Source organism: Hyphomonas sp. (assembly GCF_046313735.1).
Lineage (GTDB): Bacteria > Pseudomonadota > Alphaproteobacteria > Caulobacterales > Hyphomonadaceae > Hyphomonas.
The window spans coordinates 1-20,398 of the sequence record NZ_JBKBXW010000019.1 but is presented as its reverse complement, the minus strand read 5'-3'; the positions used below and the strand labels follow the sequence as shown (position 1 = coordinate 20,398).

Below are 20,398 nucleotides of genomic sequence, written 5' to 3'. Positions count from 1 at the left end.
GTTCCTTGTCCGGATGTGTTGATCCGGATGTGATGCTGCGGACCCTGCGGGAACCGATGCTGGCCGAGCGCGTTCAGTTATGAGGAGGTGCGAACGTGAAATTCACCGCAATCATAAATCCGGCAGCAGGGTCGGTGCCCGAAGGGGCTGCAAAGCTGCTCGAGGCGGAACTGCAGGCGCATGGCCATACGCTGGAAAGTGTACATCTGGACCTGCCGGAAAGCCCGGAGGCGCTCCGCCAACGGATTACCGGAGACACCGAAGCGATCCTGATATGGGGCGGTGATGGCACCATCGCGGCTGTGCTCTGCGGGCTGCAGGGTATGCCGGTGCCGGTTCTCGTACTGCCGGGCGGCACGATGAACATTCTCCCGAGGAAGCTGCACGCAGACCAGACCGACTGGCGCCGCGTGTTGGACAGCGTGTTGCGGAATCCCTCGCAGCAATGGATCCCCGCCGGAGATGCGGGCGGCAGGCGGTTTTATGTGGCCGCTTTGTTCGGGCGGCTCACGCATCTTGGCGGCTCTCGCGAAGCGATCCGCAGCGGCAACCTGCTCGAAGCCATCAATATCCTGGCGCGCGAAGATGCACTGGCGCTCGACACTGAACTTGAAATTTCCGCGCCAGTTGCAGCGCCCCGGGGCGTCAGCGCGACGGCTGCCGCTGTGATGCCCATCAGCGGCCCAGAGCCGGGCTTTGAGGTGGCCGCGATGGCACCTGAGAATGGGCTGGAACTTGCGGCTGCAGCGTTTGAAGCGATGCTGACGGGCTGGCGCAATGGCGCCGATTTCCTGGCTCAGGGATTACAGTCTATCTCCCTGTGCCGGGATGCGGACGAAACCGTGGCGGCGACGATTGATGGAGAGCCCTGCGATCTTCCGTGCCCGGTGGAAATAGACTATGTGCCCCGCGCGGCGCTGGTGCTTGTGTCCGGAGACACGGCGTGATCCTCGCCCATCTGGCAGACGTGCATTTTGGCCGGGAAGATCGTCTGGCCACTGAACTTGCGCGTGAAGTGATTCTCGCCGCCAATGTTGATGCAGTGGTCGTTGCCGGAGACCTGACACAGCGGGGCAAGCGGTCGGAGTTCGAGGCGGCGCGCGAATACCTCGAGAGCTTCGGGCGGCCGGTCCTGTCGGTTCCCGGCAATCATGATACACCGCTGCTCGACATGAGTGCGCGCGCGCGCGATCCCTTTGGCCGTTATGACCGATTTCTGGGAGAGTTTTCTGCGCCGATTGAGTCCGAGCGGCTGATGGTTCGTGGGCTGAATACTGCTCGGGGCTGGCAGGCCCGGTCGAACTGGGCCGAGGGCAGCGTGAACCTTGCAGACCTTGAGGCTGCAATCGGCAATGATGCGCAGGCGGGCGGCGCTGTGCGGATGCTGGCCTGCCACCATCCTTTCCGGGCGCCGTCGCGCACGCCCCTGCGCGTCGATACCCGGCGCGGCAGCCGTGCCAGCCAGCGGCTTGGCGCCAGCGGCGTCTCGGTGCTGCTCACCGGGCATATCCATTCACCTTATGCGGAGCGGATCGAGGAGCCGGGCGGCGCCTATGTTGCGATCAGCGCGGGCACACTCTCGTCCCGGCTCCGGTCTTCGCCGGCCTCGTTCAACCTGATTAAGGTTGTGCAGGACCGGGTTTCGCTCGAGGTGCTGCAACTCAGCGGCGGCGTGTTTACGCCTGCCGGATCGCAGAGCTGGGAATTGCCGGGTCTCGCGCCGGTGCAGGCATCCTGACCAGCGTTGGCAAGCTCCCTCCGTTATGGCACGTTCTGCGCCAATAGATGCGCGGCGGATGATCCGCGCCAGGGAGGGGAAAGTGACTATCAGGATCATTCTGGGCGCAGTTGCGGCCATCGTCATGGCGGCAAGCTGCGCAACGGTCGAGGAAGCCGCGCCGCTCCTGCCCGCCCAGCCGGGCGCGACGGAGGCGACCCGCGCGGCCAATCAGGCCTTTGCCGTAGGCTTGCCCTGGGAAGACATGAGCGAAGCAGACCTCGCAGACCGGGGCTTCCTCGCAACCCGGGAAGATCCCGTGATCCGGGCGCCGGATGGTCGGGTCGTGCTGGACCTTTCGGCTTTTGATTTTGCAGAAGGCGCAGCGCCCGATACGGTCAACCCGTCGCTCTGGCGCCATATCGGGCTGATGCGGCGGCATGGCCTGTATGAGGTTGTGCCCGGCATCTGGCAGGTGCGCGGCTTCGACGTGTCCGTCATGACGATCATCGCGGGGGAGACGGGCTATATCCTGGTCGATCCGCTGACAGGGATCGAGCAGGCAGAAGCGGCGATGGAACTCGCCTATACACATCTGGGTGAGAAGCCGGTCCATTCGGTGATCTATACCCACAGCCATGCCGATCATTTCGGCGGGGTGAAGGGCGTTGTGGATGCGGCCGATGTCGAGGCGGGGCTGGTCCAGATCATCGCTCCGGAAGGGTTCATGGAACATGCGGTAAGCGAGAACCTGATCGCCGGGCCTGCGATGAGCCGCCGGGCGAACTATCAGTTTGGCACCGGCCTGCAGCCCGGCCCGCTGGGGCAGGCCGGCGCAGGGATCGGCACGGGCATTCCGGCTGGAACGCTGAGCCTGATCGCGCCGACACATATCGTCTCGCGCACCGGCGAGACGATGACGATTGATGGCATCGTGTTCGAGTTCCAGATGACGCCCGGCGCCGAGGCGCCGGCGGAGATGAACTTCTACCTGCCGCAATTCAGGGCGCTCTGCCTTGCGGAGAATGCCAATGCGACGATGCACAATATATTGCCGCCGCGCGGCGCACTGGTGCGTGATGCCAAGATCTGGGCGGATTACCTGACCGAATCGATCCGTCTGTATGCGGACCGCACGGATGTGATGTTCGTCTCGCATGGCTGGCCGCGCTGGGGACAGGAAGAGATCACCGAATTCATGTCCTTCCACCGCGACGCCTACAAATACCTGCATGACCAGTCAGTGCGGCTGATGAACCAGGGCTACACAGCGCCGGAAATCGCCGAGGTCATTGCACTGCCGGAAGCGCTGGCGGGCAAGTGGTACAATCGCGGCTATTACGGCACGATGTCCCATAATGCGAAGGCCGTCTATCAGCGCTATCTCGGCTGGTATGATGGCAATCCGGTGAACCTGAATCCGTGGCCGCCGGAGGAGTCAGCGCGGCGGTATGTCTCCGCGATGGGCGGGGCCGCAGCGGCCCTGCGCACAGCGTCAACGGCGTATGACGAGGGCGACTATCGCTGGTCGGCGCAGGTTGCGAGCCATATCGTCTTTGCAGATCCGGCGAATGAGGCGGCGCGGGAATTGCTCGCCCGGTCGTTCGAGCAGATGGGGTATCAGGCGGAGGGCTCGCTCTGGCGCAACATGTACCTGACCGGCGCGGCCGAAGCGCGGGAGACGCCGCAGCCCGGCGGGCGCAGCACGATGTCGCCGGACATGATCGCAGCGATCACCACCGAGCAGGTGTTCGACATGCTCGCGGTGCGGGTCGATCCGGAAAAGGCGAAGGGGCTGGACGTCGCTCTCGTCTTTCATTTCCCGGACCGGGGTGAGACACGAACTGTCAGCCTGCGGAACGCTGTCCTTGTGCATGAGGAAGGCATTACCCGCCCGCCGGCGGCCAGTATCAGCCTGCCTCGCCCGGCTTTCCTTGGTATGCTGTTTGCGGGCCAGTCTGCGGAGGCGCTTGCGGAAAGCGGGCTTCTGTCGATAGAGGGCGACCGCGAGGCGGCGGCCGCGTTCCTGGACGCGCTGGATGCGGCGGCGCCGGCTGCGCCGTTCCCGATTGTCACGCCCTGAGGCGGCGTTCAGCGCTGGCGCGTGCAGCGGGCGTTGAACGCCTCGATATCGGTATTGTATTGGCGCACGGCGGATTGCAGCGCCAGTTCGCGGCGGGCCAGCAGCTGGCGCGCCTCGTCATAGGCGGTGCGGGCGGCATCGGCCTCGCGGGCCCGTGCGGCGGAGACCAGCCGGTGCGTCTCTGCCTCTTCCCAGACATCGCCGAGATCCTCGGCCGCAGTGGCGGCCGCGTCCCGGTCAGAGGTCAGCGCCCTGATCTCTGCCTGTCGCGGGGCGAGCGTGGCCGACATCGTCCGGCACAGCGCGGCATCCTGCGCGCCGTTCGCCTGTGCGGCGGCAACGGGCCCCGCAAGCAAGGCAGCGGCAAGGGCGAGGATGCGCAGATGTGTCATGGTCACTCCCATTTTCAGGTGTGGAGGTAGCGCAGGGGAGGTGAAGCGGGGCTGAACATCTCTGCCCCGGAATCGCCCTGATTGGGACCACTCAGGGGTGGTTTTCCTCCACCCGGATGCGACCGGCCGTCACTTCATCGATCAGCGTGAAGACAGCATGGAAGTCTTCCAGCAGCTCCCGGATCCGGTCGGAGCTGTCGAGGGGACGGAACATTGAGCCGGGCTCGAACAGGTTGCCGCCTTCGACGGTGATGAAGACCTCCCCGCCATCGAAACAGGCTTTCAGCTTGCCGCCCTTGAAGGTCTTCTCGAGGTCGACGAGGCGCTGCATCAGGTCGGGCGTCAGCAGGTAACGGCTTTCGACCTGGTCGGTGGTGTAGACTTCGAAAATCTTCTCGAACACAGGGTCTTCGAGCCCGGCGCGCTGCATCCCCCGGGGGGCGCTGAAACGGTTGAAGAAACCGGCATCGCGGGTCACGAGCGTGCGGCCATAGAAGGTCTTGTGAAAGTCGAGCCGCAGGCACTGGCCGCGAAACACGGTGACCCAGGTTGTGCGCGTGTTGCCGCGCGAATCGCGGGTCGTGCGGCGCTCTTCGAGATGGGCTTCGAACAGTTCGAAATCGACGCCGCGGCGCTGACCGGTCAGCAGGTCTTCATACTTGTCCCGGTCCCAGCGCGGAACGACGCCCAGTTCGCGGTGCTTGTCGATCGAGGCGACCTTGCCGGGCGAGATCGTGAAACGCGCGCCCAACGACTCGGCAATCGGCACAACGATGAGCCCCTTGGCTTCCTTGCCGATCTGGTTGAGCCCGTATTCACCCCCCGCGACGAGGATGAACGCAAGGAACCCCGCGACGCCTGCAATCCAGAACTCCTGGAAGAATATCCATCCCACGACACCGGCCGCGACGACAGCCCCGGCTGCCCAGCGGCACTGGATTGCCCGTTTCTGCGCCACAATCCGGTCCGCCTCGCGCTCCTGCAGGGCTGGCCGGATCTGGTCCTCGAAGAGGTCCGCGAAGCTGTGGAACTCCTCCGGCAGGTGCGAGATCGCGGCCTTCAGGTCGGATGCCGAAGCCGGCGAAGTGTCTGTCATCATCACGCTCCCGCACTCGGCGTTCCCGCATTGGGCCTAAGGCCCTGCTGCGGGCAGCTTAAGAGGTGTTGCCGCCGGCTGAAAGGGCTGAGCACGCGCCTCAGATATCGGCGTAGACGTGCCGCTCGCCAGCGAAGCCCGGATGGGTGACGGCGCCTTCATGCGCAGGGCCCACGAGCTTTGCAAACTTCTGCAGCGCGCCGGAGCCATACATCGTCACCCGCGGCGCCCATTCCCGCTTGCGGTCAGCGATCTCTGCCGGTGTCAGGCGCACATCGATCGTGCCGGCTTCCGCGTCGATGGTGATGATGTCGCCGTCACGCAGGAGCGCAATCGGCCCGCCATCCTGCGCCTCCGGGCCGACATGGCCGACACAGAAGCCGCGCGTTGCGCCGGAGAAGCGGCCATCGGTGATCAGCGCCACGCTGTCGCCCATGCCCTGGCCATAAATGGCGGCGGTGGTCGACAGCATTTCGCGCATCCCGGGGCCACCTTTCGGGCCTTCATAGCGGATCACCAGCACATCGCCCGCCTTGTAGTCGCGATTGGTCACGGCCTGGAAGCAGGCTTCCTCGCCATCGAAGACGCGGGCGGGGCCGGAGAATTTGAGATTCTTCATGCCCGCCACTTTCACGATCGCGCCATCAGGCGCGAGCGAGCCCCATAGGCCGACCACACCGCCGGTGGGGGTGATGGGGTTGGTGGCTGGCCGGATGACCTTCTGGTCCGGATTCCACTGGATGCCTTCAAGGTATTCCGCCCAGGTCTCGCCGGTGACCGTAAGGCAGTCACCATGGATGAGGCCCGCCTCATGCAGCGTCTTCATCAGCATGGGCACGCCGCCTGCCTCTCCGAAATCCTTGGCGACATAATTGCCGCCGGGTTTCAGGTCGGCGAGATAGGGCGTCTTCTTGAAGATCTCCGCCACATCGGCGAGATCAAACTTCACGCCGCATTCATGGGCCATCGCCGGCAGGTGCAGCGCGGCATTGGTTGACCCGCCGGTCGCGGCCACGACAATCGCGGCATTCTCGAAGGCTTCGCGCGTGCAGATATCGCGCGGGCGGAGGTTCTTCTCGATCAGGGTCATGACCGCCTTGCCGGAGGCGACCGCATAGCCATCCCGGTCCGTATACGGAGCGGGCAGGGCGGAGGAGAGCGGCAGGGCAAGCCCGATGGCTTCCGAGACGCAGGCCATCGTGTTTGCGGTGAACTGGCCGCCGCACGCGCCATCGCCGGGGCAGGCGACCTTTTCCAGCGCTTCCAGCTTCGCGCTGGTCATGTCGTTCGATCCTGCCGCATGGGCGCCAACCGCCTCGAACACGTCCAGCACGGTCACGTCCCGCCCCTCGAACGTGCCTGGCATGATCGAGCCGCCATAGAGGAACACGCTGGGAACGTTGAGGCGCAGCATCGCCATCATCATGCCGGGCAGGGACTTGTCGCACCCGGCGATGCCGACGAGCGCGTCATAGCCATGACCGCGCATGGTCAACTCCACCGAGTCAGCGATCACTTCCCGGCTGACGAGCGAGGAGCGCATGCCCTCATGCCCCATCGCGATGCCATCGGTGACGGTGATGGTGCAGAATTCGCGCGGCGTGCCATCGGCCTGTTTCACGCCTTCAGACGCTGCATGCGCCTGGCGCATCAGCGCGGTGTTGCAGGGCGCGGCTTCATTCCAGCAGGAGGCGACGCCGACGAAAGGCTTCTTGATGTCCTTGGTGGAGAGGCCCATCGCATAATAATAGCTGCGGTGCGGCGCCCGCTCCGGGCCTTCGGTGACGTGCCGAGAGGGCAGTTTTGATTTGTCCCAGGTCTTGGACATGGCGTTATCCTTTGGTGTTCGCAGATGCCGTAGCGCGCAATTTCCTTGCCGGAAAGGGCGTTATTCGTCGCGGTAAATGGCAGTGCTTGCCCCGGACTGGCTGATTTCGCCGCGATACATGCCTTCGGAGTTAAAGACGAAGCTATAGGCGCCGCCCGCGCCCAAGACGATCACGCCCCCATCGCCGCCGAGGGCTGCGACTTCATCAAGGGCGGTGGTGGCCGCCTGTTCGAGGCTCTCCCCGGCGAGTTTCACCCGGTCGCAGATCGTCTTGGCGACGCCGACGCGAATGAAATACTCGCCATGCCCGGTGGCCGAGACGGCGCAGACGCCGTTCTCCGCATAGGTCGCGGCGCCGATGAGCGGCGCATCGCCGACCCGGCCGGCGGCCTTCGCAGTCATCCCGCCGGTCGTGGTGGCGGCGGCGAGATTGCCGTTCACGTCAAGGGCGACGGCGCCGACTGTGCCGTGCCGGTCTGCCGCTGTGCGGGCGCGCTCCTCGAGGACACGCTCCAGCGCCTGCCGGCGGCGATCGGTGTTGAAGTAGGTATTATCGACCATGTCGAGGCCCTGCGCCTCGGCAAAGGCATCCGCGCCGGGCCCGGCAAACATCACATGTTCGGATTGCTCCATCACGGCGCGCGCGGCGCGGATCGGGTTTTTCACGCGCATGACGCCCGCGACAGAGCCTGCATCCCGCTGGCTGCCTTCCATGATCGAGGCGTCGAGTTCATGGGTGCCGGCGGCTGTGAACACAGCGCCATGGCCGGCATTGAACAGCGGGTCGTCCTCCATGACGATCACAGCCGCCTCGACCGCATCAAGCGCGCTGCCGCCGGCGCGGAGGATCTCTGCGCCAGCTTCGAGCGAGGCGAGGAGGGCGGCGCGATAGGCGGCTTCCGCTTCTTCCGTCATCTGCCCACGGACAATCACACCGGCGCCGCCATGGATGACGAGGCGCCATTCTGGTGTCTGGGCTGGTGCCGCCGCCGGAGCGGGTTCAGCGGCGCCGGAAACGCTTGCACAGGCAGACATCACGACACTCCCGGCAGCGAGACAGAAAATCCGAAATCCCTTGAACATCATACACCCTCCAGGCTGCTGCGGGCTGCGGAAAGCTTTTCGCGGCGGGCGCCCCAGTCGCGCAGCCGTTCGCGATTCTCCTCTACGATTTCTTCCGGCGCGCGGGCGACGAAATCCGCATTGGCGAGTTTGCGCTCGGTGGCCGTGATGTCTTTCTCCAGTGTCGCGATTTCCTTGTCGAGCCGTTTGCGCGCCTCGGCCACATCAATCAGGTCGGCGATGCTGAGCGCCGCGAGGGTTGAGCCGACAATCGCGGACACAGACCCTTTCGGGAGCTCTGCAGGCATCGAGACTGTGTCCACCCGGGCCATGCGCCTCAGGATTTCCTCATGTGCATCGGTCCTGCGAACATCCTCGGCAGACGGATGAACAATGGCGAGCGGGACTTTTGCCCCTGCGGGCACGCCAAGGTCGTTCCTCAGGGAACGGATTTCAGTGATCAGATCAATCAGCCAGTTGATTTCATCCGACGCCGCAGTATTGCGCGCGCCGGAGGCAACCGGCCAGGTCTGCAACATCAGGAATCCTTCGCGCTCTGCGCGGCCGGGGGCGCGGCGTTCCCACAATTCCTCAGTCACGAAAGGCATGAACGGGTGCAGCAGCTTCAGGCTCTCATCAATCACATGGCCGCAGACTTCGCGCGTTTCGGTTTTGGCGGCATCATCCATGCCGGCGAGCAGGGGCTTGATGAGTTCAAGATACCAGTCGCACAGCGTGTTCCAGATGAACCGGTAGAGCGCGCCCGCCGCCTCGTTGAAGCGGTACTCTTCGATGCCGCGTGTGACTTCCGCGATGCAGGCATCCAGCTCCGACAGGATCCAGAGATTCACTGGCCGTTCGATCCGTTCCCGGTCAATCGCCGCCGGGGCGCCGCATTCGTTCATCTCCGCAAAACGCGCGGCGTTCCAGAGCTTGGTTGCGAAGTTCCGGTAGCCTTCCACACGCTGTTTCGAGAGACGGACGTTGCGGCCCTGCGCGGCCATCGCCGCCATGGTGAAGCGCAGCGCATCGGCGCCGTACTCATCCACCAGTTCCAGCGGGTCCATAGCATTGCCCTTGGACTTCGACATCTTCTGCCCCTTCTCGTCGAGGACGAGGGCGTGGATGTAGACGTCCCTGAACGGAGCTTTCCCGGTGAATTCCAGCCCCATCATCATCATCCGGGCGACCCAGAAGAAGATGATGTCAAAGGCGGTAACCAACGTTGTGGTCGGATAATAGGTTTTCAGGCGCTCGGTTTCTTCCGGCCAGCCCTGCGTGGAGAAGGGCCACAGCGCGGAGGAGAACCAGGTGTCGAGGACGTCAGAATCTTGTCGGAGACGGACATGCACCACTTTCCCATCATTGTTAAAGACAGACTTGCCCTCTTGCGGGCCTTCAATTTCAAAATCGATGCTGACGTTGTTGCCGTAGTAGGCTTTCGCAGCAACGATCACGTCGTTTTCATTGTGCGCAACGAAGACTTTCGGTGCCTCAATTGGAACAGTAGACAGGTTTGCAAGGTCTTCAATAGTGGGCCCATACCATGCCGGAATCCGGTGCCCCCACCACAGCTGCCGCGAAACGCACCAGGGCTGGATCGTGTCGAGCCAGTTATAATAGGTCTTCGTCCAGTTCTCTGGCACGAAGCGGGTCTCGCCCCGCTCTACAGCGGCGCGCGCCGGCTTTGCCAGCGTTTCCGCATCAACGTACCATTGATCCGTCAGCCACGGCTCGATCACGACGCCGGACCGGTCGCCGAAGGGCTGTTCGATCTGCAGGTTCTCGATGCGCTCGATCAGGCCGCCCTCTTCGAAATGCGCGACAACCATCTCCCGCGCCTTGAACCGGTCGAGCCCTCTGAATGCGTCGGGAATCCCTGCGGCGTCCGCCTCGTCACCGCTCACGATCTGCGCAACGGCATTCAGGATATTCAGCGCCTTGAGGCCCGCGCGTTTGCCGACTTCAAAGTCGTTGAAGTCATGCGCCGGCGTGATCTTCACCGCGCCGGAGCCTTTCTCCGGGTCTGCATACTCATCGGCAACAATGGGCACGCGCCGCCCGACGATCGGCAGCTCCACGAACTTGCCGATCAGCGAGGCATAGCGCGGATCGTCGGGGTGCACAGCCACGCCGGTATCGCCCAGCATCGTTTCTGGCCGCGAGGTGGCCACGACGATGTAATTCCGCGTTTCGGTAACGGTCGGATTGCCATCCTCATCCTTCAGCGGATGCTCATAGGTCACGCCATCGGCCAGCGGATAGCGCAGGTGCCAGTAATGGCCGTCCACTTCCTTCTGCTCGACCTCAAGGTCGGAGATCGCCGTCTGGAAATGCGGGTCCCAGTTCACGAGGCGCTTGTCGCGGTAGATGAGTCCCTTGCGATAGAGCTCCACGAACACCTTGGTGACGGCCTTCGACAGGCCTTCATCCATGGTGAAGCGCTCGGCCTCCCAGTCACACGATGCGCCGAGGCGCTTCAGCTGACCGGTAATGGCGCCGCCCGATTGTTCCTTCCACTGCCAGACGCGCTCGACAAAAGCGTCCCGGCCCATGGCGCGGCGATCCAGGTTGCCTTCCTGCGCCAGCTGGCGCTCGACCACCATCTGCGTGGCAATGCCGGCATGGTCTGTGCCGGGCTGCCACAGCACGTTCTTGCCGCGCATCCGCTCAAACCGGATCAGCAGGTCCTGCAGGGTGTTGTTCAGCGCATGGCCCATATGCAGCACGCCGGTGACGTTCGGCGGCGGAATGACGATGGAATAGGCGGCCGCGCTGGTGTCGCCCGAGGGGCGGAAACATCCGGCCTCTTCCCAGGCCTTGTAGAGGCGCGGTTCGGCTTCGGCGGGGTCAAATCTCTGATCAAGCATGTCGGGTCAAGCCATCCGGCTGAAAGCACAAAAGAAAAGCGCGCCTGTTGAGGCGCGCCGTTCCCTATACCAAGTTTGGGAAGAGAGGCTAGCGCACCATGCGCGCAATGCGTTCGACTTCTGCTTCTACCTTTTCCTCGACGATGCGGGCGAGGTTGGCATCGAGCCATTCCTTGATCATCGGCTTCACCAGCTCCCGGACAAGGCCTTCGAGCGTGTTGTCGCTGCCGATGTCCATGCGGGAGATCAGCTTGCCGAGCGCGCCGGCGGCGGCATCGGCGGTCTGCTCGTCGGTCAGCGGGGCGTGAATCTGGCGCGGGCTGGCGGGCATGGGCGTCTCCGGAGCTGATTTCTGCGAGGTGGGCTTACGGATCGAGGGGGTGGCAAGCTGAACCGGCGGTTCAGCACGCGGAGGCACTTCGGCAGCGCGCGGCGCGCCCAGCATTTCCTCGAAGCTGAATTCCGGGCCGGAGATCAGTTCCTCGTGGGCGGCGGTGGCCGGCTCCAGGTCGCCTTCGAACATGCCGATATCGGAGTCATTCTCGAAGACGAGGTCTTTGGCGGCAGGCGAGGCAGTCTCTTCCCTCGCGGCCGAAGCTGGGCTCGCCGGCGGGGTATCGTCTGCGATGATCTTCCGGATCGATGCGAGGATTTCCTCCATCGTCGGTTCTTTGTGTGCTTCGTTTGCCATCCCAGCCCCTCGCTGATGGAATCATTTCAACTCTGATAACACCAGTAGGCCTTCCGGGTTAACAAGCGTTTGACATTGTTAACAGCGGCAGGTGTGCGGTTTCAGCCGATATTGCCGAGGCCGCCGGTGGCCCGCAGAAGGTTGTGGGCAGCGACATAGGCGTCCCGTTCGGCGCTGATCAGTGCGAGGCGGGCATCAAACAGCTGCTGCTCCTGGTCCAGCACATCCAGCGTGGAGCGCACACCGACGGAGAGTTCCTCCTTGGCGCCTTCATAGGCGATCTCGGCCGCTTCCACCTGCCTGCGGGAGGCCTCGATTGACCGGCCGGCGGCATCATAGGCGAACCAGGCCTGCGTGACCTGCGCGCGAATGCGGGTTTCGAGGCTGTCGATCACGCGCTGCGCCTGCGCCCGGCGCAGCTTTGCTGCATCGACCTGCGCGCGGACGGCGCCGCCTGTGACGATGGGGATGCGGGCCTGGGCCAGCGCCGAAACGCTGGTGTCGCGCTGGGACATGTCTCCGAAGGTTTCCTGCACAGCGGCGGTGCCGATCAGGTTCACCTGGGGGCGGCCATCAGCTCGGGCTGTATCAATGGCAGCGGTTGCCGCGCGAAGATCCTGCCTCGCCGCAGCAATGTCCGGGTTCCCGGTCAGGGCCTCCCTGATGGCGTCGTCGACGCTTGCCGGCAGGGGCGGCACCGGCGGGGGTGGGGCGAGATCGCCCGGCGCCAGGCCCGTCAGCAGCTGGTAATTTGCCTCGCTCGCCCGCAGCGCGGCTTCCGCGCCAGCGAGCGCCGCCTGCGCGCCTTCAAACCGGGCGCGGGCGAGGGCGACATCGGTACGGGTTACCACGCCGACATCGAACCGGTCCTCTGCCGCGCGCACCTGTTCTGCGCTGACATCGACATTGTTGCGGCGGATCGTAACGGCTTCACGGTCGCGGCGGACATCAACATAGGCTGTGACCACCTGAAGGGTCAGGTCCTGCCGGGCCGCAACAAATGTCAGATCCGCCGAATCGATGCCCGCTTCTGCCTGGCGGATGCCCGAGGCGATCCGGCCGCCGGCATAGAGCGGCTGCACAGCCTGGATCTGGGCCGACGCGATGGGGCGGTCGCCGAGGCCAAAGGCGAACGGATTGGTCGTCTCGATGTATTCATAGCCGCCACTGGCGGAGAGGGTCACCGTGGGACGGCCTTGCGAGCGAGCGAAATTGAGGTTTTCCCGTGCAATTTCAGTGCGGTAGCGCTCGATTTCAAGCTGCGGATTGGTGGCGAAGGCGGAGGCGATGGCCTCGCCCAGGGTCTCGCCGGCAGAGGCCGGTGCGAAACCGAGGGCAAGAATGCAGGTCCCGATCAGAAGACGCGGGCTGAACTTGCGCATGGGAGATGTCCTGAATAACCCGAAGACCGAGTATATAGGACGAAGTTTCCGGCCAGTGAACACTGTTCACTATTTTCTGGTGCCGCAGCGTTGCGCCGCAGTTCAGAAGGTGAAGCTCGGCTTGCGGTCGAACTCGGCAAAGCGCGGCGGGCAGGCGTCAAACACATCCCGCGAGGACAGCGTGTTGCCGGCGCGGGTGAACACCTTGCCGCGACCGAGGGCTCCGGCCTGCGAAACGACGGCGACAAGCCGCCCGCCTTCGGCGAGTTGCTCTCCCCAGGCATCGGGCACGGTTTCAATCATGCCGCAGACATAGATGACATCAAACGGGGCCTGTTCCGGCAGGCCCTCTGCCAGCGAGCCTTCCACCGGTGCGATCCGGTCCAGGCCGAGGGCCGCGAACCGCTGCGCCATCGCTTCCGTCAGCGCCGCTGACTCGTCCAGGGCGATGACAGTGTCGGCAAGATGGCTCAGCAGCGCCGCCTCATAGCCAGCGCCGGCGCCGATCACGAGCACGATGTCGGCCGGTTTTACGGCGGCCGCCTTGATCAGTTTTGCGGTATCGCGAGGCGTCCAGAGGGACCGGCCATCAGAGGTGCGGATTTCCATTTCGGAATAGGCGACGCTGCGCCGGGCATTCGGCACAAACTCTTCCCGCGGCGTCTTCAGGAAGGCCGAGACAATCCGGGGTTCGGTGACGTCGTCGGGGCGGATCTGGCTGTCCACCATGATTTCACGGGCGAGATCGAAATCCATGTCGGGGCCTGCGCTGCTGAATCGGAGTTTCAAGCGACCCTCTATCATGGCTTGTGCCGGGCGCAATGTCGGCAGTGCCAGGCGCGCGCGCGATGATGCAGCGAAAGCCTCATTGTGCGGCGCGCGGAGCGCTGCTAGGGAGGCGCTCTCCGAGGCCCTATGGCGGAGTGGTGACGCAGCGGATTGCAAATCCGTGCACCCCGGTTCGATTCCGGGTGGGGCCTCCAATCACCTTCATCGTTGGGCTGCATTGTTCAGCGAACCCGGCCGGTTAATCGGCCAGTTCCAGATTATCTGAACCTGTTTACGCTGGATTAACCAATTCGGGCGAGCCTGCCACTGTCTTCTCTTGGAGACACCCACCATCACCCAACGCCTTGGCGGGAGCTCGTCTCCCGCCATTTTTCTGTCTGGGGCAGGCGGCGCCCGCTGCCGCTCGATTTTCTGCAGAAGCCGCTATTTGCCTCTTGAACCGGCCGGGCGCTGTGGCTATTCCCCCGTCTCCGGCTGTTCCGCGATAGCTCAGTTGGTAGAGCAGGCGACTGTTAATCGCCCGGTCGCAGGTTCGAGTCCTGCTCGCGGAGCCACTTCTTTCAAAAATTCGGGTTCTTGCGGGTCACAGCCCCGGGCTGGACCATTCGCCTTCGCCGATGGCGCGCTGCATCAGTACCGTATCGACCCATTGGCCGAATTTGTAGCCGACCGCCTTGAAGGTTCCCACGCTGGCAAAGCCATGGTTGCGATGCAGCCGGATGCAGGCCTCGTTGCGGCTGCTGCCGATGATGGCCACCATCTGCCGCCAGCGGCCCGCCTCGCACCGGCGCACAAGCTCGCCCAGCAGTTCCGAGCCGATGCCCTGTCCTCCGAAACCCTCCGAGACGTAAACTGAGGTCTCGGCAGTGAACTGATAGGCGGGGCCGGGCCGGTAAGGGCTCGCGCAGGCATAACCCACAACCTGTCCGTCCGCCTCGGCGACCAGCCAGGGCAGGCCATGCGCCAGCACAGCGTCCCGCCGCACCAGCATTTCGCCGGTCGATGGCGTGATCTCCTCAAAGGTCGACACGGTGTTCCGGACGAAATGGGCGTAGATTGCCTGCACAGCCGCCATGTCGGCGCTATCGGCATCCCGAATGCGGACGATATTCTCATCTGCTTTGGGAAGAGGGGTTGTTTTCAGCGCATGTCCCATGACGGCTCCAGCGGATTGCATGATGCCTCCAGTCTGGCCGCGATGTGTGGCATCAGGGCAACAGGGGCGCGTCCCGTAAGGGCAAGGTTGAGGCGCCATTTCTGCTTTTTGAGCAGGAAAATGCGCCGGAACGTGATTTCCGGGCACAAGCGCTGAAATTCCGGAATTCCATTATGGCGTTCACGTAATGTGAGGAAACGGAGCGGGGATTGCCTGAATTCAGGCGGAGTGGCCCGGCGCAGTGCGCTCGCCCGTACCCCGTGCCGCGCAGGCGCCGTTGAAATTTTACGGATCGGGTCAACGGGATGTTGGCTTACCCAACCTAAACCCGCCCTCCTGTTGAAGGAGCCGCGCCGTTGGACGCCCAGCTGGTTATCGCCTTGTTGAATCCAGCGCTCGGCACGCTCCTGGCTGTGACATTTCTCCTGCTGTGGATGAAGCAGCGCGAGCAGGCCTACCTGCTTGTGGCGGCAGCGGCGTTTGGCGGCATGGGGCTTGGCTCGCTCTTCCTGGATGTCTTTCCGCCGCTGCCGCTGGGGGGCGAGCGGTTTGTTGCGAACCTTCTCTTCCTGACAAGCGCAACGCTCGTGGCGGCGGCCATCCTGATGCGCCGGAATCTGGCTGTGCCTGTAAATGTCTATGCCGCGCTGGTCGCTGTGCCGATGGCGGGGGTGATCTGGTTCCTGCTCATCGCGCCCGATGTGGGTGTGCGAATCGGCATCGTGAACGCAGCCCTTGGTGCGATTTCCCTGCTGCTTGCTGTCCAGTTGATTGAGGTACGCGGGAAGCAGTTGATTGACTGGCTGATCCTGTCCGTCGCCGTTCTGACAGCCATCAATTATTTCGGGCGGCCCATCGCTATCGTACACTTCATGGGTGGCTTCGGGGGCTACAGCGCCGGCACGCTGAGCTTCTATGGCGCCACCGTGATCTTCAGCCAGGCGATGCTGTCAGTCATGTTTGCGCTGAACCTGATCGTTGCCAACGCTGTCGACCTGCACGCCGAGCTGCGGCGCGAGGCGAACCTTGACCGCCTGTCCGGCCTGCGCAATCGCCGCGGCTTCGAGGAGGCGGCCAACCGGGAGCTGGACCGCTGCGCAGCCGACAGGCGGCCCGTCTGCCTGCTGGTTGCCGACCTCGACCACTTCAAGGCCATCAACGACACCTGGGGGCACGGCGTGGGCGACCGCGTCATCGCCCTGTTCGGCAAACGCCTGCTCGAACTGACGGAAGAAGGCGCCGTAGCGGGCCGGGTCGGCGGGGAAGAGTTTGCCGTGCTGCTGCCGGAAACGGATCTCGCCAGCGCGCGCCTGTTTGCCCACAAGCTGCGGACTTGTTTCGGTATGCTGGAAGGGGCGGGGTTGCCGAGCGGCCTTACGGCCACGGTCAGCATCGGGATCAGCCGGAGCCCGGACGGCAATGCCGACCTTTACGAGCTGCTGAGCGAGGCCGACAAAGCCCTCTACAGCGCCAAGCGCGCCGGGCGCGACCAAATGCAGGTCTTTGTCCCCGCATTGAACGGGGATGCAGAATCCGGACGTGACCTGCTCACGGCCTGAGCGGTCCCCGGAGGGCAGGCAGCGGGTTCGCCCGGCATGTTTTTTCAACGATTTGGTAAGGAACAGTTGACCGCAAGCGCAAAGGAACATACAAAGAACACAGTTCGGGGCTTGTGTAGGAAGGGCGGCAAAATGAGCGATTTTTCGGATGTGTCAGAGGAATTCCGCGGCTGGGTCCGGTCGGGCATCGAGCGCCGGGCAAAGTGGCTCCTCGTCTTCTCCGACATGGTCGACAATGTCGATTTCTGCGACTTCTGCGAGGATGATGCCGCCCTCGAACTTGAGATTGCCGCAGACGAAGCGCATGGCGACGAAGTGCAGCTTATCGGGGTCTACAAGCTCTGCGGCACCGAGGAAGAGATCCTGAACCAGGTTCGCCGCAAACACGCTTTCGCAGCCTGAGCGGCGCGCAGGAGTTTCCTGCGGAAAACGCCAGCGGAACACGGGAGAAGAGCAGCAGAGTTGCCTGCCGCTGGAAATGGTGCCCGGGGGCGGAATCGAACCACCGACACGCGGATTTTCAATCCGCTGCTCTACCCCTGAGCTACCCGGGCGGGCCGTTCGGGGAAGCGGGTACTTAACGAAGCCGCGCAGGCTTGTCCATGACGATTTCAGCGGGTGTCTGCATCGTCCTCTGCGCCGTCCTCCGGCGCAGCCGGGCCGGGGTCGCCGTCTTCTTCTGCAGCCTTGCTGCCTGCGATCACATAGCTGCCGGTCAGCCAGTGGCCCAGATCGGCATCGGCGCAGCGCCTCGAGCAGAAAGGGCGGTATTCGGCGAGGACGGGCTGTTTGCGGCAGCGCGCGCAGCGCGGGCGTTTCTGTTCGGGAGGGACGGGTTTGCTCATGGTTCCGGCCATACCTCGGGAGCGGGCTTCGCGTGAACCCGGATCGACAGCCGGGCCCCATATTTCTCGGCAAGGCGCTGTTCGGCGCCAATGCCGCTCGCCGCGAGCCAGCGATAGGATGCCTCCGGCAAGCCCAGCGTCAGCCGCCCCAGCCGCGCCTGCGCCGCCGTGTGTTCCAGCAGGCGAAGTCCCTCCAGCGCCAGTGCCTCAGGAAGAGGCGGCCCGTTGGCTGTCGCCATGTGGTCCGTCAGCGGGGTCTGCCGCCAGGGCAATGAAACTTCCATCAGGCCCAGGGCAGACGGAGGCAACGCCCGGGGCGGCAGGAGGGACAGGGCGCTCCAGGTATCCAGGAACGCCTGGCGCACGTCTGCTCCGCTGCCGCGTGTGACCGGTGCCACGCAGTCCAGCACAATCAGGCCGCCGAGACCGCGCAGGAGGCATTGGCGCGCGAGGTCTGCTGCTGCACCCCGGTTCACCGACAGCGCGCGCGCCGCCGCCGTTCCCCGGCTGTTGCGGCCGCTTGTGTCTATGTCTGCCGCCGTCAGCGCACGCGTGCGGTCCAGGCGCAGGCGCCCGCCGCCGGGCAGCGTGACGTCGGGGACCATGGCATCCTCAAACGCCTCCCCGACAACAGGATCGCCGGGCGGGACATCCTCGACCGGCGCGTCCGCTCCGCCCGCCAGCAGCAGGCGCCAGGCCGCGCCGCCAGCCGGCGCCCCGGCTGCGCCAGGATCAGCCAGCTCTGCGCGGGCGAGCTTCTCCTCCCGCGCCTCAGCCGCAATCCGGACGGTGACCAGCTGGCCTTCGTTCAGGTCCGGCGTCCGGGCAGATGTCCGCAGGAAAGCCTGCCCCGCGCCCTCAAGTTCAACGAAACAGCCGCCGGCGCCTGTATCTTTCGCGGCAACGCGCGCCTCAAAACGTGCGCCGAGGCGGTCAGGGTTCGTCTCACGCTCCAGATAGAGCGCAGCCGGGCGGCCGCCGGTATCCAGCGCGACCCATCGGGTTTGCCCGATCGCCTGTTCGCGCAGGATCCGGGCAACGGGCATAGGGTTAGCGAACCTGCCGGATCAGCGCGGCGGTCGCAGGGTCGGCGGCGGCCTCCGGATTGGTCAGCACCGCCTTGATGCGTCCGGCCATGGTCTTGCCGCGCTCAACGCCCCACTGGTCGAACGGGTTGAGGCCCCAGAGCTTACCGGCGAAATAGGTGCGGTGCTCATACAGCGCGACGAGGGCACCGAACGCCGCCGGCCCGAACGCGTCATGGCTGAGCAGGCTGGAGGGCCGCCCGCCGGCATGGACTTTCTGCGCGGCGACTGCCGGATCGACACCCGGCTCCTCTGCCAGCACTTCGGCGAGAGACCGGCCATTTGCCAGCACTTCGGCCTGAGCCAGGGCATGGGCCGTCAGGGTTGCCACGCCCTCTGCATCGCGGGACCGGTCGGGCGCGAGGATGAATTCGCACGGCACATCCTGCGAGCCCTGATGCAGCCACTGGTGATAGGAATGCTGGCCAACAGACCCTTCGCCGCCCCAGAGGGCCGGCGCGGTCGGCGGCGGCACGCTCTCACCGGCGGAGTTCACCGACTTGCCGTTCGATTCCATCTCGAGCTGCTGCAGATAGGCCGGCAACAGGCGCAGCCGGTTGGCATAGGCCAGCAGTACGCGCATGGGTTTTCCGCGCACGGACGTGTTCCAATAGTCCAGCAGGGCGAGGCGCATGGCCGCGTTCGATGCCAGCGGCGCGGTCCGGACATGGGTGTCCATGGCGTGCGCCCCGTCGAGAATCTGACGGAAGGCGTCCGCTCCGATATGGATCATGCACGCGAGCGAGGCCGCCGACCAGAGCGAGAACCGCCCGCCGACCGACAGCGGCATGTCGAACAGGTGCGCCTCGCGGCCCCCGAGCCAGTCGCGGGCTTTGCCGGGATTGGCGGTGACGAGCGCGAGATGCAGGCTTGCGGCGTCGCCGAGCGCGGCTTCGAGCCAGGTGCGGGCCCGGGCGAGGTTGTAAAGCGTCTCTTCGGTGCCGAAGGATTTCGACACCCCGATGACCAGGGTGGAGGCCGGGTCCAGGCCCGCCATGGCCCGGTCGAGGTCAAAGGGGTCGACATTCGCCGCAAAGCGCAGGGCGAGGCCCGGATCAGCATGGTCCTCGAACGCGTCGGCAATCAGGCGCGGCCCGAAATCCGAGCCCCCGATGCCGATATGCAGGACCGCGCGGAAGGGTTCGCCGCGCGCGGTCTTCACCTCTCCGGCACGCAGACGCCGGGCAAAATCAAGCGCCGGCAGGACGCTCTGGCGCACGGTTTCGGCTTCGCCTTGCAGCGCCTCCGGGGCCCGCAGCGCCCAATGCAGGGCGGGCCGGTTCTCCGACGGGTTCACGACGGCGGCGCCGAACAGGTCTGAGGCGGCCTGTTCGAGGCCGGCTGCTGCCCCGAATTCTGCGAGCGCAGCCTCGGCGGCATCGTCCAGAGGTTGCCGGGCGAGGCTGATCCGCCAGCCGGCGGCTTCCAGCGGGGCGATCCCCGCGCGGGGGGCGGCGAGGGCCTTGAGCGGCTGATCATCAAGTCTTCTGGCATGGTCGGCGAGCGCAGCGCGCATGGAAGTCCCCTTTCCGGTATCACGGGCGCGCGTCTTATGGGTTGCCGTAGCGGAGGGCGCAAGGGCTGCATTGAGCGGGAAAGGCCCGGCAGAACGGCGCTTGAAACCGCCCGCGCACATGGGTATGACGCGCGACTTGATGGCCTGCGGGCCGGAGAATGCTTTTAGGTACAACCAGTCCGGCGGGCCGGACGCGAACCCGATACAAGGAGAGGCCCGATGGGCAAGGCAAAGTTTGAGCGGAACAAGCCGCACGTGAACATTGGCACGATCGGCCACGTTGACCATGGCAAGACGACGCTGACGGCGGCGATCACGATGACGCTG

General features: G+C 64.8%; 18 protein-coding genes and 3 tRNA genes. 8 read left to right on the top strand and 13 right to left on the bottom strand.

Annotated features, from left to right (window positions below; all coding sequences use genetic code 11):
- Positions 1-95: 95 nt before the first annotated feature.
- The 3 genes from ACK4SV_RS10515 (at position 96) to ACK4SV_RS10505 (ending at position 3,800) form a co-directional block, all read left to right on the top strand.
- Positions 96-947 (top strand): diacylglycerol/lipid kinase family protein, encoded by an 852-nt coding sequence (locus ACK4SV_RS10515; protein WP_409917779.1) that lies wholly within the window; start codon positions 96-98, stop codon positions 945-947.
- A complete protein-coding gene (locus tag ACK4SV_RS10510) occupies positions 944-1,738 on the top strand; it encodes a metallophosphoesterase family protein (protein WP_409917778.1) in 795 nt (264 codons plus the stop codon). The genes ACK4SV_RS10515 and ACK4SV_RS10510 overlap by 4 nt, the downstream gene beginning before the upstream one ends.
- An 82-nt stretch (positions 1,739-1,820) precedes the next feature.
- Positions 1,821-3,800, top strand: coding sequence for an alkyl/aryl-sulfatase (locus tag ACK4SV_RS10505; RefSeq protein ID WP_409917777.1), 1,980 nt, complete (start codon positions 1,821-1,823; stop codon positions 3,798-3,800).
- Between the two features lie 8 nt (positions 3,801-3,808).
- Here the strand turns inward: ACK4SV_RS10505 and ACK4SV_RS10500 are convergent, their stop codons facing one another.
- The 8 genes from ACK4SV_RS10500 to ACK4SV_RS10465 all read right to left on the bottom strand — a co-directional run bounded on the left by ACK4SV_RS10500 (position 3,809) and on the right by ACK4SV_RS10465 (position 13,877).
- Entirely contained in the window at positions 3,809-4,192 is a 384-nt protein-coding gene (locus ACK4SV_RS10500; protein WP_409917776.1) for a hypothetical protein, read from the bottom strand.
- Positions 4,193-4,283: 91 nt separating this feature from the next.
- Positions 4,284-5,288 (bottom strand): DUF3137 domain-containing protein, encoded by a 1,005-nt coding sequence (locus ACK4SV_RS10495; RefSeq protein WP_409917775.1) that lies wholly within the window; start codon positions 5,286-5,288, stop codon positions 4,284-4,286.
- 100 nt (positions 5,289-5,388) lie between these two features.
- On the bottom strand, positions 5,389-7,116 hold the full coding sequence (gene ilvD / locus ACK4SV_RS10490) for a dihydroxy-acid dehydratase (protein ID WP_409917774.1): 1,728 nt from the start codon (positions 7,114-7,116) through the stop codon (positions 5,389-5,391).
- Positions 7,117-7,176: 60 nt separating this feature from the next.
- Entirely contained in the window at positions 7,177-8,151 is a 975-nt protein-coding gene (locus ACK4SV_RS10485) for an isoaspartyl peptidase/L-asparaginase family protein (RefSeq protein ID WP_409917773.1), read from the bottom strand.
- Between the two features lie 47 nt (positions 8,152-8,198).
- Positions 8,199-11,048 carry a valine--tRNA ligase gene (locus tag ACK4SV_RS10480; protein WP_409917772.1) on the bottom strand — a complete coding sequence of 950 codons (2,850 nt, stop codon included), beginning with the start codon at positions 11,046-11,048 and terminating at the stop codon, positions 8,199-8,201.
- An 88-nt stretch (positions 11,049-11,136) separates the two neighbouring features.
- Positions 11,137-11,739, bottom strand: coding sequence for a DUF2497 domain-containing protein (locus tag ACK4SV_RS10475; RefSeq protein WP_409917771.1), 603 nt, complete (start codon positions 11,737-11,739; stop codon positions 11,137-11,139).
- 101 nt (positions 11,740-11,840) lie between these two features.
- A complete protein-coding gene (locus ACK4SV_RS10470; protein WP_409917770.1) occupies positions 11,841-13,121 on the bottom strand; it encodes a TolC family outer membrane protein in 1,281 nt (426 codons plus the stop codon).
- Between the two features lie 102 nt (positions 13,122-13,223).
- Positions 13,224-13,877, bottom strand: a complete 654-nt coding sequence (locus ACK4SV_RS10465; RefSeq protein WP_409917769.1) for a protein-L-isoaspartate O-methyltransferase family protein — start codon at positions 13,875-13,877, stop codon at positions 13,224-13,226.
- 153 nt (positions 13,878-14,030) lie between these two features.
- On the opposite strand from ACK4SV_RS10465, the gene ACK4SV_RS10460 reads away from it, so the two are divergent.
- Positions 14,031-14,104 (top strand) — tRNA-Cys (locus ACK4SV_RS10460).
- Between the two features lie 284 nt (positions 14,105-14,388).
- A tRNA-Asn gene (locus ACK4SV_RS10455) sits at positions 14,389-14,464 on the top strand.
- Positions 14,465-14,493: 29 nt separating this feature from the next.
- Here ACK4SV_RS10455 and ACK4SV_RS10450 read toward each other — a convergent pair.
- Positions 14,494-15,066, bottom strand: a complete 573-nt coding sequence (locus tag ACK4SV_RS10450; RefSeq protein WP_409917834.1) for an N-acetyltransferase family protein — start codon at positions 15,064-15,066, stop codon at positions 14,494-14,496.
- Positions 15,067-15,422: 356 nt separating this feature from the next.
- On the opposite strand from ACK4SV_RS10450, the gene ACK4SV_RS10445 reads away from it, so the two are divergent.
- Both ACK4SV_RS10445 and ACK4SV_RS10440 read left to right on the top strand, forming a co-directional pair.
- A complete protein-coding gene (locus ACK4SV_RS10445; protein ID WP_409917768.1) occupies positions 15,423-16,625 on the top strand; it encodes a GGDEF domain-containing protein in 1,203 nt (400 codons plus the stop codon).
- Positions 16,626-16,757: 132 nt separating this feature from the next.
- On the top strand, positions 16,758-17,027 hold the full coding sequence (locus ACK4SV_RS10440) for a hypothetical protein (protein ID WP_409917767.1): 270 nt from the start codon (positions 16,758-16,760) through the stop codon (positions 17,025-17,027).
- A 77-nt stretch (positions 17,028-17,104) separates the two neighbouring features.
- On the opposite strand, the gene ACK4SV_RS10435 is transcribed toward ACK4SV_RS10440, so the two are convergent.
- The 4 genes from ACK4SV_RS10435 to ACK4SV_RS10420 all read right to left on the bottom strand — a co-directional run bounded on the left by ACK4SV_RS10435 (position 17,105) and on the right by ACK4SV_RS10420 (position 20,071).
- Positions 17,105-17,179: transfer RNA gene (locus ACK4SV_RS10435), tRNA-Phe, on the bottom strand.
- Between the two features lie 57 nt (positions 17,180-17,236).
- Complete coding sequence (locus ACK4SV_RS10430) at positions 17,237-17,470, bottom strand: DNA gyrase inhibitor YacG (RefSeq protein ID WP_409917766.1); 234 nt, start codon at positions 17,468-17,470, stop codon at positions 17,237-17,239.
- The gene (locus ACK4SV_RS10425) at positions 17,467-18,516 is read right to left on the bottom strand and encodes a ribonuclease E/G (protein ID WP_409917765.1); all 1,050 of its coding nucleotides are present in this window, start codon (positions 18,514-18,516) and stop codon (positions 17,467-17,469) included. Before ACK4SV_RS10425 ends, ACK4SV_RS10430 begins: the two co-directional genes overlap by 4 nt.
- A gap of 4 nt (positions 18,517-18,520) precedes the next feature.
- Complete coding sequence (locus ACK4SV_RS10420) at positions 18,521-20,071, bottom strand: glucose-6-phosphate isomerase (RefSeq protein ID WP_409917764.1); 1,551 nt, start codon at positions 20,069-20,071, stop codon at positions 18,521-18,523.
- A gap of 219 nt (positions 20,072-20,290) precedes the next feature.
- Here ACK4SV_RS10420 and ACK4SV_RS10415 point away from each other — a divergent pair.
- Positions 20,291-20,398 (top strand): GTP-binding protein (locus ACK4SV_RS10415; protein WP_409917833.1); only part of this gene is annotated, 108 nt, incomplete at its 3' end.

Excerpts from the sequence above, each read along its gene's own strand:
- ACK4SV_RS10500 (WP_409917776.1), bottom strand. The coding sequence starts at position 4,192 with ATGACACATCTGCGCATCCTCGCCCTTGCCGCTGCCTTGCTTGCGGGG.
- ACK4SV_RS10495 (WP_409917775.1), bottom strand. The coding sequence starts at position 5,288 with ATGACAGACACTTCGCCGGCTTCGGCATCCGACCTGAAGGCCGCGATC.
- ilvD (WP_409917774.1), bottom strand. The coding sequence starts at position 7,116 with ATGTCCAAGACCTGGGACAAATCAAAACTGCCCTCTCGGCACGTCACC.
- ACK4SV_RS10485 (WP_409917773.1), bottom strand. The coding sequence starts at position 8,151 with ATGTCTGCCTGTGCAAGCGTTTCCGGCGCCGCTGAACCCGCTCCGGCG.
- ACK4SV_RS10480 (WP_409917772.1), bottom strand. The coding sequence starts at position 11,048 with ATGCTTGATCAGAGATTTGACCCCGCCGAAGCCGAACCGCGCCTCTAC.
- ACK4SV_RS10475 (WP_409917771.1), bottom strand. The coding sequence starts at position 11,739 with ATGGCAAACGAAGCACACAAAGAACCGACGATGGAGGAAATCCTCGCA.
- ACK4SV_RS10470 (WP_409917770.1), bottom strand. The coding sequence starts at position 13,121 with ATGCGCAAGTTCAGCCCGCGTCTTCTGATCGGGACCTGCATTCTTGCC.
- ACK4SV_RS10465 (WP_409917769.1), bottom strand. The coding sequence starts at position 13,877 with ATGGATTTCGATCTCGCCCGTGAAATCATGGTGGACAGCCAGATCCGC.
- ACK4SV_RS10450 (WP_409917834.1), bottom strand. The coding sequence starts at position 15,066 with ATGGGACATGCGCTGAAAACAACCCCTCTTCCCAAAGCAGATGAGAAT.
- ACK4SV_RS10440 (WP_409917767.1), top strand. The coding sequence starts at position 16,758 with ATGAGCGATTTTTCGGATGTGTCAGAGGAATTCCGCGGCTGGGTCCGG.
- ACK4SV_RS10430 (WP_409917766.1), bottom strand. The coding sequence starts at position 17,470 with ATGAGCAAACCCGTCCCTCCCGAACAGAAACGCCCGCGCTGCGCGCGC.
- ACK4SV_RS10425 (WP_409917765.1), bottom strand. The coding sequence starts at position 18,516 with ATGCCCGTTGCCCGGATCCTGCGCGAACAGGCGATCGGGCAAACCCGA.
- ACK4SV_RS10420 (WP_409917764.1), bottom strand. The coding sequence starts at position 20,071 with ATGCGCGCTGCGCTCGCCGACCATGCCAGAAGACTTGATGATCAGCCG.